The following is a 15,976-nucleotide window of genomic DNA, read 5'->3' on the forward strand; positions in this document are numbered from 1 at the left end:
CGCTTACATGAATCCCTGCATGATGCTCCCTTTCACGAAGAAAACCGCAAAAAAGTAGACCGGAACTTCTTTTCCGGCCTACTGCATGAATGATTGCTTATTCGTATAGAAGCGGTTTGATTTCATCCGAATCGATATTCGTTTTGTCGTACCAGTGGAACCCCGTATCGATCATCGGCTCAACGCTCTCTCCGTTAATCGCTAACACGGCAGCTTTAACCGACCAATAGCCGATGCCGATCGGATCCTGCGTTATCGCGCCTGCCATTGTGCCGTTCTTGATCGCTTCCATTTGCAGTTTGCCGGAATCATACCCGATTACCGTAATTTTGCCCTGTTTGCCAAGTTCGCTTACCGCATTGACTACGCCGATCGCCGAGCCTTCGTTGGCACCGAAGAAACCCTTCAGATCAGGGTGTGCTTGCATAATCGCCTTTGCAAGGTCGGTTGATTTGAGCTGATCGCCAGCGCCGTATTGCGTATCGACGATAGTAATATCCGGATATTTTGCTTTGATTTGATTAATGAACCCGTCGCGGCGATCAATACCTGTGCGGCTCGTTTGGTCATGGACGATGAGCGCGACCTCGCCGGAGCCGCCGATCAGCTCAGCCATTTTGTCTGCCGCAAGCGCCGCAGCCGCAACATTGTCAGTTGCTGCTGTAGTGACCGGAATGTCGCTGTCTACGCCCGAGTCGAAGCCGACGACAGGAATATTGTTCGATTTTGCTTTCTCAAGCAGCGGAATGGAAGCTTTGCTGTCCAGCGCTGCGAATGCGATCGCACTAGGTTTCTTATCGAGCGCGGCTTGCAGCATTTCGATTTGTTTATCGACCTGTGATTCGGTCTCGGGACCTTCGAATGTAATCTCGACATCCAGCTCTGCCGCCGCTTTCTCGGCGCCCTGTTTCACCGCTTGCCAGAATTGATGCTGGAATCCCTTGGAGATGACCGGAATGTAGAGCTTCTTATCGCCAGCCTCGTTTAACGCATCGTTTGTTCCCGCAGAGGCTGGTTCATTCACTCCTTTGCTGCCGCTGTTATTTCCGCCGTTAGAACCGCATGCGCTGAGCACCATAACTGACATCAGTAGAAAAATTGCAGCTGAAATCCATTTATTTCTTTTCAAAGCCGATCTCCCCTTACGCTCGATTTAGTTGTATTAAACCTCATCCAGCCTCCTAGGCCTTCTGAGAGCCATACCGTTTTTTATTTTTTGCGGCGGCGCAATATATCGGCGTATACGGCTCCGATAACGACTAAGCCGACAATGACGACCTGCCATTCCTGCGGTACAGACATAATGCGCAATCCGTTTGTCAGAACACTCATAATGAGCGCTCCGATGACCGTGCCGAGAATCGAGCCTCTCCCGCCGCTAAGCGAAGTGCCGCCGATTACGACTGCGGCGATCGCTTCCAGCTCATAGCCTGAGCCCAGTGCGGGCTGCGCCGAATTGAGCCTTGAGGCCATCATAATACCGGCGATCCCGGCGAAAGCGCCCGTAATTACATAAATGACGATCTTCCAGAAGGTGACGTTAACGCCGGATAGCCTGGTCGCTTCCTCGTTGCTGCCAAGCGCAAAATTGTAACGGCCGATGATCGTCTTGGAAAGTACGATACTGGCGATAACCGCAAGCCCAAAGAAGATAAATACCGCATACGGCACCTTGAACACCGTATCCATGGCGATTTTCGAGAATGCAGGCGTGTCGTTAAAATAAATGGGCTTCGTCCCGGAGACGACAAGCGACAGCCCTTTCGTCACCATCATCATGCCGAGGGTCGCGATGAACGGCGGAATATTCATTTTGGCGACCAGCCAGCCGCTTATGAACCCGCACAGTGCGCCGGTCAGAATACCGCCCGCTATGCCGAAGGGGATAGACAGGCCCCAAAACGTGATAACAACGCCGGTCATTACAGATGCAAAGGTCATAACCGTGCCTACCGACAAATCGATGCCACCCGTAATGATAACGAAGGTTGAGCCAAGCGCCAGCACGCCGATGACGGCGGTTGACAGCATGATGCCAATCAAATTATCAAAGCGGAAGAAGTTCTCAGACGATACTGAGAAGAAAACGACTAATAAAATGAGACTGGCAAACGCCAGCAGCTTTTGTGTAGCGCCTGTTTTCAGAGAAACGGGCTTTTGTATTTCGGCTAGCTTCATTTCGCTTCCTCCTCCACCCGCATCGTTGCATATTTCATTATTGCTTCCTGCGTAGCTTCCTCACTGCTAAGCTCGCCGGTAATGCGTCCCTCGCACATCACGATGACCCTGTGGCTGATCCGCAATATTTCCGGCAGCTCCGATGAGATCATAATGATCGACTTTCCTTGCTGCACCAGCTCATCCAGCAGTCGATAAATTTCCGACTTCGCGCCAACGTCGATCCCCCGCGTCGGCTCATCGATCATTAAAATCTGACAGTCGCGCGTGAGCCATTTGCCGATAACGACCTTCTGCTGGTTGCCCCCAGACAAAAACTTTACCCGCTGGTCCACACTCGGCGTCTTGATTTTGAGCGATGCCACATGCTTCTCCGCGTTGCGCTCCATCCTTGATTGATTCATCCACCCGAGCGAATTTCTGAAGCTCCGGTAAGAAGCGATCGAAATATTCGTCTTCACGTCCATATCAACGAGCAAACCGAACTGCTTCCGATCCTCCGATAAATAACCAATCCCGTATTGAACGGCATCCTTTGGCCCTTTTATGTTCACTTTCTCCCCATTGATGAAAATTTCCCCCGAATCCAACCGGTCCGCGCCAAAGATCGCTCTGGCCACCTCCGTTCGTCCCGCTCCCATCAGTCCGGCAAAGCCTACAATCTCTCCTTTGTTCAGATGAAAGGATACATCTTTTATAGAGCTGCCGCGATTGAGCCGTTTTGCTTCAAGCACCTTTGTCTGCTGCTTCTTACCGTCTACGCTAGGCTTCGATGCCGTATAGATTTGCCTTCCGACCATCAGAGCGATGATTTCATCGATTGTCGTATCCACCGTACGCAACGTATCGATATAAGTGCCATCCCGCATAACCGTTATCCTATCGGTGATCCGTTTAAGCTCCTCCATCCGGTGCGAGATATAGACAATACCTACTCCTTCCCCCCGCAGCTGCTCAATCATCCGAAACAACTCATCAATTTCAGAGTTTGTAAGCGCCGCCGTAGGCTCATCCATAATAAGCAGCTCCGACTTAAAAGAGAGCGCTTTCGCAATTTCGACCATTTGCTGCTTCGCCACGGTCAGCTCCGAAACAAGCGTGCGCGGATCAAGCTTTAGATTCATTCTCTGGAACAGCGCCTGCGTCCGTTCATTGATTGCGTGCTCATCGAGAAAGAGCGGAATCATTGAACGAGGTTCTCTCCCGATAAAAATGTTTTGCGCAATCGTCAGATCAGGCATCAGCTGCAGCTCCTGATGAATGATGCTGATACCGAGGTTTTGCGCCGCTTTCGTATTGGCTATTTCGACTTCCTTGCCTTTATAGACAATCCGTCCGGCATCCTTCTTATAGACACCAGTTAATATTTTCATCATGGTAGACTTGCCGGCCCCGTTCTCTCCGACCAGCGCATGCACTTCCCCTGCATGAAGCTCGAAGCGGCATTGGTCAAGTGCAAGTACGCCCGGGAATTGCTTCATGATTCCTTCCATCGACACTAAAATCCGACTCATCGCTCACACCCCTCATCGGTTTGTGAACTCATTGTATGATGAAACCGGCGTGTAATATATGGAGAATTCTCTTGAGAAAAGTAGACGATTTTACGATAAACCGCTTCTGGACAAAAAAATCGGTATAGCGCGAGCGAATATCGCTTGCTGCGTTCCCAATAATAGAAACAGCGGCAGCCAGGGACATATAAATAATGTCCTAGACTGTCGCTGGCTTATTGTTGAAATCCTGAACACTCCTTAAACGTCAGTACAAAAATCCGAATACCCGGACCAATCTACTTGTTTGCAGGGTTATCCTTTATATACCCGAAAAACGTCATTTTGCCGTTTTCGTTTTCAGCAATACTGTACGGATGGATCTGATCAGAATATCTGCGAGCAAATTTACTTTCACCTACTGGATAGATCTCTATATGAAGATTCCCGGAGAATCTTGTAAAATATAATTTGCCATTCATAAATTCTACTTGAATCTTATCTTTCAAGTATGTTCCGCAATACTCTTTAAGCTTGCTTTCGTTGATGGGAAGCTCTTGATGCCTTTTTGGAAAATCCACCTCAACATGATGCAGAATATCCGAGATTGCATTGCCCAACCTGTACTGATCGATAGCATCATTATTTGAAAGAATGATGATATAAATATCTTCATCGAAATAATTTTGCATATAAGTGCTTATTCCAAGGTGATCTCCTCCATGGGAATATCGATCTGTGCCATAAACATGATGATGTTCCAGTCCATAGCAGTAGTTGTTTGCATTTTCGTTAAAAAATCTAGTATACGTTTTCTGCGACAGGATTTTCCGATCCCGTAAACAGATATACCATTTGTACAAATCATAGCAGTTTGAAATGATGGCGCCTGCACCAATGCTAAATTTCTCGTTATGATACGGACTTTTGATGTTTGCATCAAAATTTTTCACATAGTTACATGATCTGTTTTTAATAGGTTTGCAGCCGTCATCAACATCGCTGTTACTCATATTTAAAGGCAGAAAAATATGGTTCCGAATATAATCTTCATATTTCTCTCCGGAAACATTTTCAATAATCCATGCAAGCAAATTATAGTTTGAGTTATTGTAATCATATGTCGTGCCCGGTGGCTTTGCAGCCTTTTTATTGATATACCGCCGAAAGAAATCGTTTTGCGAATAATTCATTCTGTTGTAATCAGCAAAAAAATCATTTTCAAAATTGTGAAAATTATATAAGCCGGAAGTATGTGATAATAGATGATGTACAGTGATCGATTCGTCAATCTCTATAACGTCAGGGAGGTATAATCGCGCAGATTTATCGATGTCGAGCAATTTCCCTTCATATAGGAGCATAATCGCAAAGGCAGTAAACTGTTTTGATATGGAGGCGATTGAGAAGCATGAATTAATATCGTTTTTCAATCCAAATTCTATACTGGCATAACCGTGTGCGTTTTCAAAAAGCACATTGCCTTTTTTGATGACTTGAATAACGCCATAAAAGTCCCACAATGCCAGATATTCGTTAATGTATGCCTCTAGTTTCAATTGTATTGCTTGCACACGATCTCACTCCTCATAATCCACTCCTAATACTCTGATGATATCATTTGAAGCCTATTGTATCTAGAATTCTCCATATAACTATCTTGCCTTTAGCTTAAAAATGAAAGGAGCAGCTGCCGTAGCAACTGCTCCACTTTATAACTGGTTGATTTGGTATAATTAACCAATCATTGTTAATCGATTAAGTCCTGCCTCAGCGGAGTAAACGTATCCAGCAGTTTGCTCTTCTGAAGGGCGCGGCAGCCATGCTCGGCAAGGCTCGGAATGTAGATCGTCTCTCCTGCCGAGACGACGACTTTTTCTCCGTTGACTGAAAACTCCAGCTGTCCTTCCATACAGTAAGAAAACTGCTCGTGCACATGGCTATGCAAATAACCCTCCGCTCCCTCCTCAAAGTGAACCTCCATCATCATGATCGTCTGGCCCGGAGTAAATATTTTCCGTTTGACACCCGGCTCGGCATTTTCCCATACATTCAATCTGCTCATTTCAGCGTCCTCCTTTGTATTCCAATCTTTGTTGATTTCTTGTCAATTCCGTAATTCCTATACATATTGGGTTTTGTTTTCGCTCCTGATAGAGGCGAGAGTGTACCCATTTGAAGCAGAAAGCTTAAGTTTCGAATGATCGAAAGCAGGTGAGAGCGTTTGACAATAGTCTCTAAAATGACCTAAGCTTTCAAATTCCTCTTTTGAGCCGCATTGGCAAATATACGCCATCCTCGTTCCATATACACGGTATTCGCAATCGATCAGGCGGTCGTTATGAGGCACCATCGCGTCGCTGCACCATATCGCAACGTATCCGCCGTCCTTTTGCCCAAACAGCCATTGTCCATCCTTCGAAACGGAATCAAATTTGCTAGCCGGAAAAAACAGATGGGTAAATGCGATCGGATGGTCTTCACCGATGTCATAAATAACGCCAAGCAAATTGCCCTGTTGTTTGATTGCCGGCATGATGCCGTTCCCATACCAGTAGCCGGGGCGCATGCCGCCATCATCCGCCATCTCTCCCGGATGGTTGCTAAACACTACCGTATCATTATCAAGCGCTGCATACCACATATGCTGCTGATAACCCTGCACTCCCGGTTCAAAGCGCGATGTTCCGTGAAACCGCTCATTGAAAGATTTAATATAAAGATTGGATTCGATGTCGGCGGAATCGTCAAAGCTAATATTTTCCCAGAATGAAGGCTTCTCATCGTATCTCGGCGACTGCACCGAGGTCAGCATATAATCCTGCTGCTTTTCCAGCTTAACCCAAGCGTTTCCGGTCTGATATTCCATCTCTAATGGCCCGTTCATAAGACTTGCATAATGATGAGGCATTCGATACTTGCTGTTCATTAAAAAGACCATCCATTCGCTGTTCCCGACCGGAGTCTCGGGATTTAGCAGATGGATCAAAGCTTGGGCAGACTGGGTAAACGGTAAAATAACGGAACGGTATATCCTCGCCTGCGGCGCAATGATGGAGCCGCGGAAGGTATGACAGGCAAATGATTTCAGCATAAGATCGACCAACCGGACAGCCCTTTCGGATTCTTCTTCTTCCATATAGTCAACGACATTTAATAAAGCGCCCAATGTTACGCACATATAATCGGCACTTAAAAACTCTTCAAAGCCGTATTCTTCTATATCCGCCAGCCACTGCCGTATCCTGTCTTTCGCTACTTCGCTGACCTGCAGGCCGGTGCGGCCCGACCTTGGAAATATTTTATCCGGATACTGGTTGCCTGCCATGAATGCGCAAATGTAGAACATCAGCGCATGATTCTCACTCCAGAAGCACATGCCGTCAGATCCATCCTCCGTCATCCAGTACCGGTAGTTCAGAATCGTTTGTTCCGCCTTTGCGGATAAGGCCGCCGGCAGCGAAAACGATTGCATCATGCGGAGCAGTCCTGCCAGAAAAAAGTCCGAGCAATCTTCCCTTCTCTCCATCTGTTCAAGCGCCTGATTAATATGAGCCTCATCTTGTACAGCTTTCTTTCCCAAATGCCAGCGCGCCAGCACATAAAATAGGCCAAAGCGCAGCGGCTGAAACGCAGGTTCCGCCCCCATTAAAGAAAGCTCTTCAAACATAGCTCTTCTAATTTCATCTGACGATGCCGATTGGCGGTATGCAGGCTTTTTGTTATGCAGCAATTCAATTTTGCGGATCATTTTTTTATGCTGGATTTCACCATAAACGACAGCCATGACCATATCTCTTTTGACATCCGCGCAGCTCATGCCGCTGACATCCACGCAATCCTTGTCATTGCTCGCGTCATCATAAGTAAGATAGACCTTACAAGGCGCATCTGCCGGAAAGTATATACGGTTTCCTTTCATTTCAATGCCGGACAGCCAGTGGTCCAGCGCAAGGAACGGCTCCGCGTGTTCAGCGTCAGGAAGCGCAGGCGCCACTTTTTCCCTATGCTCCAATAATTGAATGCCAAATATATTTCTGGTGTCGCGGACCGCCAAATTCTGCATGCGGATCAACAAAGCGTTGTAGCCTTCTTTGAGGACCAGCTTTATTTCCTTCTTCTTAATCGGCTTATAAACCGGCTCGGTGACGGAACAGATCTTCTGATCGCCAAGCCATACATCCACTGCTGTATATGTCCAAAGAATCGCCCGGATCTCCATGTCTTCTTGCGCGACAAGTCCGGTTGCTGCCAGCAGCTCTACCTTTTTCGGCGTCACCGAAAATTGGCTAATATTCACAAATCCGCTTCCCGGATAGTAATATTCCCATGGCAGCCCCAACTCGCTCTTATCACCGATTTTTATGTTATCGGACGGTGCCGGTTTATTCCTTTCAGCAACGATCGATCTTAAATACTGCTCATAGCGGATCTGGTTTTTGTCGGCTTTGTCCGCTATAAAATCGGTAAGCAGCGGTCCCGATATCAGATAATGGGTAATAAATCCGCTCATTTCATCCATATCTTTCACCTCTTTGATTTTCATATCGGCAGATGGAACAGGGTTATTTCTCCTGTCCGATTCAAGCTTAGGACAGGATGGCCGAGCTCATCCGTGCTGACGCTCCACTCTGCGGGCTTTAATTCACCACTGCCGCGGTACGGTCTCAGCACGGTAATAAACCAAGCTCCTTCCGACGATGTCAGCAGTCCCTGAAGCACTTTTAGAGGCTGCATCGTCATCGGATGGACCGATTCCCAGCTGTCCTCCGCGTCAAACTCCAACGCTTCTGGTCCAAAAACAAGCATTTCGCATCCCAGCGGTGATGGCCCGCCTGCCAATCCGCTGCCGCTTACGTAAAACTTGGCTGTATGCTCCTCCTCCAGCTTCTCCACATTCCAGTTCAGCAGCCTGCTATGCAGGCGATGCTGATAGGTATGTCCTCCCGTTCCCGTCAAGCGGTCATATATGACCCACTCGCCGCTGGCTAGAAACCATAAGGCACGCATGTGCATAATACCGCGGCCCGCGTACCCGTCATGCTCCGCGCAAACCATCTGTTTTTCTGGATCCCAAGCTTTCAAAGCCACCCGGGCCTCAGGCTCTCCCCACCGCTGCGTTCGCAAATAAGGCGTTTGATCCTGCCCGTCCACAAGGACGGTGTTATGCGCGGACGTGCTTTTGAAATAACGGCGCCAAGGCGTCTCCATATAGGTATACGTCCCCGGATCTACAAACAATGCTTCGCCGTATGCGCACCATTCGAAGGAGAGAGCATCCGCATGACCATGCGGGCCCCCTAACGCGGCAGCATCAAAAATCAGCTTCTGTTCGCCGTTACCAAGTCCGTAATATCCGGCATTCGGGAAAGCGAAAGGCAGCTTCTCACCGCCGGCGAAAGTCTCTTGCCCCCTGCCATCATTACTCGCAAGCAACTCAACAATCCTCTTGGGACCGACCGTCCAAAATTGCTCATACAATTGCTCGGGTTGCATCCAGCATGGATCATTATAATAAAGGGCTGCCGCGTTGAGATCAGGCGGATGGCTGGCATAGGAATCAGCGAATGGTGCCATGCTGCCGTCCTGTCTTGTCATGCAGCGAGCGAATCGCACCATCCCCGCTAAAATGTTCTCATATTCCTTCGAGAACGCGAGTCCCCGCTTCTTCAGCATAACTGCGCAATCGACAAACAGCTCAAGCGACACCATATGATAATGAGGCGTAAGCTCTGAGTGAACGCCATCGGGCAGAACCTGTACGCGAATGCACTCTTCCAGCCTTTCGGTCGCCGTACTGCGCCACCTAGCGCTCTCCCCCCATGACTCGAAGGTAAGTCCTGCGCTAAGCAAACCGATCATATGCATGATGGAGTGGTTGATTTCCAGGCTTGCGGTATAGGTCGAGAGGAACCAGCCATGCTCCTTCACGGATTCGAAAAACCGCTGCTCCGAATCTTCGGTCCAGCTTTCCGATCCATGAAAAAAATGATACGCGTAAACCCATTGGCGAAGCCTTAGACCCGTCTCCAACAGGCGCCAAGGGCCCGGCCTTTGAAAATAGGTGATTTCTTCTGCCTGCAAACCGCGCGGACATGGCTGGGAGTCAATCCACCCCATAATATGCTCCAAGGCTTTGGCTGCATATTTCTCATCGCCGGTACAGGCGTATGCGGTACCTAGCGAACGGAGATGCTTAAAGCGGTTAATCCCCCAAGTAAACTCCTTATCGCCGGTCGGATTATAAAGCCAATTGATCGGATACCCCATGTCGATCTCGGTATTTTTCCAAATAAATCGGCTTCCCTCGCACCAGCGGTTTGCCTCCGCAATCGCTTCCGATGCCTTCTCGGGAAAAAGCCGTTTGAAGCTCTCGCCCCATTCGCGTCTTTGCTCTGCTCTAAAGAACAAATGATCCAATTGATCTTCTCCTCTCTCAAGGCCAAATAATAAACAGAAAGGCTGCCCTTGCAGGCAGCCTCTCATTCAACGGATCGGCTATTCGCCGAGGGATCCCTGAAGATTCTTGGCACTGAATGACGGATTAGCCTGGATATTCGTCAACCCTTCCGTACGGGCCGATGCGAGTGCCTTTCCATATCTGGTGTTCAAATCCTCAATTACGGTGTCCAGCTCCTGATTGCCCGTCAAAATATATTCGATGAAAACATCGCTGAACTTCTTGCCTTCCAATTTCGTCTCCGTGATTGACACAGGCGTAGCCGGATAGATACCGTCATATTTCGTAGGGAGAAAGCCGTCTATACCTGCGAGCTCAGGCTTGCCTGCCACCTCGTTAACATAAGGCAGAACGGAGAGGCCAAGCCCTTTCTCCTGATATTCCGAACGAAGCTCTGTATCGTACAGGTACTCCAAGAACTTCACAGCTGCTTCCTGCTTGTCCGATTTAGCGCTGATTCCGATATAACCGCCTGCGTTGACCCAAGTAACGCCGTTCATTTCGCCGTCCTTCGTAGGCACGAGAGTCGATGCCCAGCGAATGTCCGTCGGGAATTGCGAGGTATACACTGCCGGCTCGCTGGAATGGTTCACGTACATCCCGATTTTTCCCTGCGCGAATTGCGCGCGCAGCGGATCGATGTCCAGCGATTCAGCCCCTGGAATCATGCTGCCGTCCACTTTAATTTGACGGAGTGCCTCCGTAACGTCGCGATACATGCCGAAGTCGAATTCCCCGGTTTGAAAGTTAAAGCCCTCATGGCTGGTTTCCGAACCGAGCGAGCCCGATGCATATGCCGGACGCGTAAAGCCCGAGCCGTTCTTGAAATTGCTTGCAAAGCCGTAAACGCCTTCGCTCTTGCCTTGTTCCGTTATTTTCTTCGCATATTCAACCATCTCATCAAGCGTCTTCGGAGGCTCAGTGAAGCCTGCCTTCTCCAGTAAATCCACATTATACAGCAACCGCCAGAACTGACCTGTATTCGGAAGCGTATAGACGTGGCCGTCCTTTGTATAAATATCTTCAACCAGCAAGCCGTCAAACTTCGCCAGGAATTCCTTGCTTAGCAGCGTATCAAGCTGGGCGTAATAACCTTTATTCACATAGTTCTGAAAATCACCGCTCCGGAAAATGTCTGGCGCCTGATTGCTCGCAAACGCAACCTCCACCGCCTGATTGTAATTATCCGCCATAACTTTCATTTCCACTTCGATGTTATCCTGGTTCGTTGCATTATAGGTATCCACCTGCTGCTGCATATAATCCATATCATGCCGATCTATCGTCCAATAGGCAATTTTCGTTTTAGCGGCATCGCTGCTGCCTTCCTCCTTGCCTTGCTCCGCATTCGACCCATTACCCGTCGAGCATGCCGCCAGCATCAAAGCAAAGACCAGCAAGTAACAGACCAAAAGCGTACTCTTCGTTAGAAACCTTTTCTTCATCTGTTGTACCTCCCCTTTGTTTAGCAAACGGTGTTCCACCGGCGCTTCCCATCCGGTTCACCTTGCTGTCCCCATTGTAGCACCTAAGCGCGTCACGCCATGAAGGACAAACACACGATCCTGGGAGGGGAAAATCACTCTGATTCGCCGACATGGCCGACCCCTTCATATTTGGTCCGAAATTCCGTAGGTGTTACACCCGTATGTTTTTTGAACAGCTCGCTGAAATACGGCCTGTCCTTGTAGCCGAGCTCGAAGGTGATGTCCTGTACCTGCATGCCTTCCAGAAGCAGCTCCTTTGCCTTCTCCATTCGCGCAGACGTCACGTATTGCATAAACGTCATCCCCGTTTCCTTCTTAAAAATGTTGGAGAAATAGCTCGGGCTAAGATGCACGACATTCGCGCATTCCTGCACAGTCAAGTCGTTTCCAAGCCGGCTGCGCACATATGTCAGAGCCTGATGAATCAGCTGGCCGACATCGTTTTTCTGGCGTTTCTGGAGCCATTCGCAGCCGGTCAGTCCCAGCTGTTTCACATCGTCCATCAGCTCATCGGTTGAAAGATAACGGCCCTTCTTCATGGCACTCAAACGGTCATCGAGCCACATGCGCTGCTTGGGATCGGCTTTCTCGGCAATGACGCGGTACATGGAGAATGCCAGTCCGTAAAATAAATTCGTCATTACATCGGGATTGGGCGGAGCCGGATAGCGCAGGCATTCCTCGGATATGCTATCGAGCAGCCGCTCCATCCCTTCCCTGTTACCCGACCGTAGACAGTATAGAAGCTCCGTCTCCTTGTCAGCGGAATAATGTGGTGTAATATGGCCCTGCCTCTCAATATCGCTATACGAAATAATACAGCCGGTGCCGGAATAAAACTGGTAGCTGAGCGCCGTTTTGGCTTGTTCATAGGAATGCGCGATCTCTGCGATCCCTTCCACATGGCCACCAACCCCAATCGATATTGCCCGTTTCGCATATTGATTTACGTTGTCCTTGCAGGCTTCGGCAAGAGCGAGCACATCGACTTCCTCGTCCAGATTCAGCACAATGACGAACTGGCCCAAATGCTCGCGAAACACGATCCCTTTCACAAGCTTCTTAATGGTTTCCTCCAAAATATTTTGAACGGCAAAACGGGTAAGCTCTACTTCGCGTACAGGCAAAGGCGAGCGCTCATTCATTAACCCGTCAATTTGTACGGACATGGCTACGAAACCTCGGGTGCCCATATCGATGCCGAGAAACTCCCATTTATCATAAGCACGCTCAGGCTGCTCGTCATGTCGGATTAGCAGACGGAAATACTCCTGGCGTAAATAAGGCAAACTCTCCCTTACCTTCCTTTCCAGCTCCATTCGGCCCAATTGCTCCAGCCTTTGCGCTTCAATCTGGGCTTTGGCGCGCAGCACCACATCTATAATCTGCTGCTTCGTGAAGGGTTTGAGCAAATAATCGAACGCGCCGAGCCGCACGGATTCCTGAGCGTATGCAAAATCGGAATATCCGCTGAAAAAAATCACCTTGGCCGCATGCTCCCCGGACTCCTTAAGCTCGCGAACCATATCGATTCCGCTGCTGAGCGGCATACGAATATCGGTAAGCACGATATCGGGATGCTTTTCCCGGATCAGCCTAAGACCGTCCTTGCCGTTAGAGGCGGTGCCCGCGATTTCTATTCCGTACTCTGACCATGGGATCTTTTTCAGGATGCCGTCTATTACTGTTTTTACGTCATCCACTATACAGATCGTAATCCCGTTCATTCATTCATCACCTCTTGTATAGGGATAATCAGCTTAACGGACGTTTGCACGCCCGGCACGCTTTCCAGCTTCATCGAAGCTTTATAGCCGTAGTAGAGCGAAAGCCTGGAACCCACATTGGAAAGGGCATAGCTTGTACGCTCCGTTTCCAGACCGTTCAGCATATTTTGGACACGATCCGCATCCATTCCGATGCCGTTGTCAGTCACGGTCAGCGTCAGCAATCCGTCAGCAGCAGCAGCCTCGATCCGGATCCTCCCCATGTGAGGGAGCTCCTGAAAGCCGTGTAAAATCGAATTTTCCACAAGCGGCTGCAGCAGGATTTTGAGCACGGGAATGTCCTTCAGCTTCTCATCCACCGAATGGATTTCATATTGGAACAAATCGGGATAACACATTGCCTGCAAATTCAAATATTGTGCGACATGTTCGAGCTCCTGCCCGAGCGTTGTAATCTCTCTTCCATTGTTAAGTCCCAGCCGGAACAGCTGTGAAAGAGAAACGATCATCCTGCTGACGGCTTGCTGCTCTTCCATTTCGCTTTTCCAATAAATCGTATTTAACGTGTTGTACAAAAAATGAGGATCAATCTGCGCCTGAAGCGCTTTAATTTCCGATTTTCGTTTCTCCCGCTCAGATGCCTTGACCTCTCCGATCAATTCGCCGATCTGTTCAAGCATCCGGTTGAACTTGTGGCCGACCTGACTGATTTCATCTTCGAATACGCTTTCGAACCTGACATCGAGATGATTTTGCTCTACCTTAAACATTAGGTTACGCAGCTTAAACAGCGGCTTAAGCAAAAGCTCCGACAGCATGCTGGACATGACCAGAGCAAGTACGACACAGACGCCCATAATCGTTAAAATCGTCCAGCGCATATGCTGGACGGGAGCCAGCAGCTTCGACTTGGATTGGTAACCGATGAGCATCCAGTCGGAATTCATGCCGAGCGCCGAATAGTTAACCAAATTGGAGCCGCTGCTCTTAGATTCATACTCAAAGTGGCCTCTTTCGCTGCTGCCGATCCGTTCATACAGCTTCATGTCATTTTCCGGCATGACGGGAGCTGAGGAAAAGACCGCCCGGCTGTCGCGGTCAACAACGAGCTGCCTGAGGCTGCCCTCCTGCAAATGAGCCTGTATCAGCTCTTGCAATAGATCTTCCCGGATATTCACGACGACATAAACGCCCGGCAGCGACATATCGAATAAAGGCTTAATGATTAAGGAAATAACAGGATTGCCCCTGCTGAACAGCTCCTCGGCATGGCCCCGCACCCAAATCGTGCTCCACCGATTCTGCGTGCCCAGGATCAAAGCATTTAACGAAGAATCCGTGAAGTCAACCTTGCTTCGCCTGCTCTCCGTTGGATAAAAATCGCCAATAGGCGTATGCACCAATACCGAGTCGATCGACTGCTCGGCAATCATCATTTGAGCAAAGGACGTTTGCAGCTGAGAGAGCCTTTTAAAGTATTCTTGACTGTTATTTGATTGAACATCACGCATGGTGTCTTGAAACGGCTCCCCCATCATCAGCGTGGAGATCGAAACGACGATATTGCGCAAGCGCTCATCGAACACCTGCGCCGTTTTGTTTAACGTATCTTGGCTTGACTTCGTTGCCTGCGATTCCATTTCACGAGAAAAAAACACGGAAACATAAGTTCCCGTGACTGAAATACATACGACGGTCAGAAAAACAAACGAGACCCAAAGCCGTTTTTTTAGCGACATCTTTCTCAATAAACGTTTCATGTTGTCTATCGCCTCAATATATGAGATTATCAACCCTTGACAGAGCCGACCGTTACCTGCATGAAGGAGCGGTTAGCGAAAATATATACGATAAGAAGCGGCAGTATAGAGATACATGCGCCTGCAAGCATCAGTTGATTCTCAACTGCGGCTCCTGCACCGTATCTCAGGTTGGCCAGACCAACAGGGAGTGTCTGCAAATCGGGCCGCGACAGCGAGAAAACAAGCGGCAGGATATATTCGTTCCATGCGTTCCGGAAGGAGAAAAGCGCTACGACAGCTAAAGCGGGCCTGAGCAAAGGCAATATGATTCTCCAGAAAATGGAATAGAAATTGCAGCCGTCAATGAGCGCCGCTTCATCCAAATCCTTCGGAATACTGCGGAAAAAGCCAATGATCATGAAGAATGCGGTTGCATGGGCGCTAATGATAATGATTATGACACCCCATAATGATTTCTGCAAACCAATCGACACCATCAGATCAAACTGAGGCCGCAGCACGACGGCTCCGATGGATATGAACAACGTAAACGACTGAAGAAAAATAATCAGCTTCTTTCCTTTAAAAGCAACGCGATCGACAGCATAAGCTGCCATAGCGGATACAAGCAAAGTTCCCACCGTGGCAAAAACGGCCACATAAAGGCTGTTAAACGTAAATCCGGAAAAATCGGCTTGATTCCATGCTTGCACATAATTCTGGAATTGCCACTTTACTGGAAAAATCGTCGCCCCCGTCGTCAGCTCTAGATTCGTTTTGAAGGAGCCGAGCAGCGCAATGACGATAGGAAACAGCATTAGCGCCGCCGTGATCAGCAATAGTATCCAAATCGGCGTTCTGATCAGCATTTTACGAATAGTCATGATCC

Annotated in this window: 11 protein-coding genes; all 11 read right to left on the bottom strand. The window is 48.8% G+C overall.

Annotation, left to right across the window (positions count from 1 at the left end; translation table 11 throughout):
- Positions 1-97: 97 nt before the first annotated feature.
- The 11 genes from MRBLPE1_RS04785 to MRBLPE1_RS04835 all read right to left on the bottom strand — a co-directional run bounded on the left by MRBLPE1_RS04785 (position 98) and on the right by MRBLPE1_RS04835 (position 15,971).
- Positions 98-1,129, bottom strand: a complete 1,032-nt coding sequence (locus MRBLPE1_RS04785) for an ABC transporter substrate-binding protein (RefSeq protein ID WP_414698830.1) — start codon at positions 1,127-1,129, stop codon at positions 98-100.
- A gap of 80 nt (positions 1,130-1,209) precedes the next feature.
- Positions 1,210-2,178 carry an ABC transporter permease gene (locus MRBLPE1_RS04790; RefSeq protein WP_364142202.1) on the bottom strand — a complete coding sequence of 323 codons (969 nt, stop codon included), beginning with the start codon at positions 2,176-2,178 and terminating at the stop codon, positions 1,210-1,212.
- Positions 2,175-3,692, bottom strand: a complete 1,518-nt coding sequence (locus MRBLPE1_RS04795) for a sugar ABC transporter ATP-binding protein (RefSeq protein WP_364142205.1) — start codon at positions 3,690-3,692, stop codon at positions 2,175-2,177. The genes MRBLPE1_RS04790 and MRBLPE1_RS04795 overlap by 4 nt, the downstream gene beginning before the upstream one ends.
- 278 nt (positions 3,693-3,970) lie before the next feature.
- Positions 3,971-5,245, bottom strand: a complete 1,275-nt coding sequence (locus tag MRBLPE1_RS04800) for a serine hydrolase domain-containing protein (protein ID WP_364142207.1) — start codon at positions 5,243-5,245, stop codon at positions 3,971-3,973.
- Between the two features lie 176 nt (positions 5,246-5,421).
- Positions 5,422-5,736 carry a cupin domain-containing protein gene (locus tag MRBLPE1_RS04805; RefSeq protein WP_364142208.1) on the bottom strand — a complete coding sequence of 105 codons (315 nt, stop codon included), beginning with the start codon at positions 5,734-5,736 and terminating at the stop codon, positions 5,422-5,424.
- Between the two features lie 57 nt (positions 5,737-5,793).
- Positions 5,794-8,193, bottom strand: a complete 2,400-nt coding sequence (locus MRBLPE1_RS04810; protein ID WP_364142211.1) for a hypothetical protein — start codon at positions 8,191-8,193, stop codon at positions 5,794-5,796.
- A gap of 20 nt (positions 8,194-8,213) precedes the next feature.
- Positions 8,214-10,091 (bottom strand): alginate lyase family protein, encoded by a 1,878-nt coding sequence (locus tag MRBLPE1_RS04815; protein WP_364142214.1) that lies wholly within the window; start codon positions 10,089-10,091, stop codon positions 8,214-8,216.
- A 78-nt stretch (positions 10,092-10,169) separates the two neighbouring features.
- Positions 10,170-11,576 carry an ABC transporter substrate-binding protein gene (locus MRBLPE1_RS04820; RefSeq protein ID WP_364142216.1) on the bottom strand — a complete coding sequence of 469 codons (1,407 nt, stop codon included), beginning with the start codon at positions 11,574-11,576 and terminating at the stop codon, positions 10,170-10,172.
- A gap of 134 nt (positions 11,577-11,710) precedes the next feature.
- The gene (locus MRBLPE1_RS04825; RefSeq protein ID WP_364142218.1) at positions 11,711-13,345 is read right to left on the bottom strand and encodes a helix-turn-helix domain-containing protein; all 1,635 of its coding nucleotides are present in this window, start codon (positions 13,343-13,345) and stop codon (positions 11,711-11,713) included.
- Complete coding sequence (locus MRBLPE1_RS04830) at positions 13,342-15,105, bottom strand: sensor histidine kinase (protein ID WP_364142220.1); 1,764 nt, start codon at positions 15,103-15,105, stop codon at positions 13,342-13,344. The genes MRBLPE1_RS04825 and MRBLPE1_RS04830 overlap by 4 nt, the downstream gene beginning before the upstream one ends.
- A gap of 29 nt (positions 15,106-15,134) precedes the next feature.
- Entirely contained in the window at positions 15,135-15,971 is an 837-nt protein-coding gene (locus MRBLPE1_RS04835; RefSeq protein WP_364142223.1) for a carbohydrate ABC transporter permease, read from the bottom strand.
- Between the last annotated feature and the right edge of the window lie 5 nt (positions 15,972-15,976).

Source organism: Paenibacillus sp. LPE1-1-1.1 (assembly GCF_040676435.1).
GTDB lineage: Bacteria > Bacillota > Bacilli > Paenibacillales > Paenibacillaceae > Pristimantibacillus.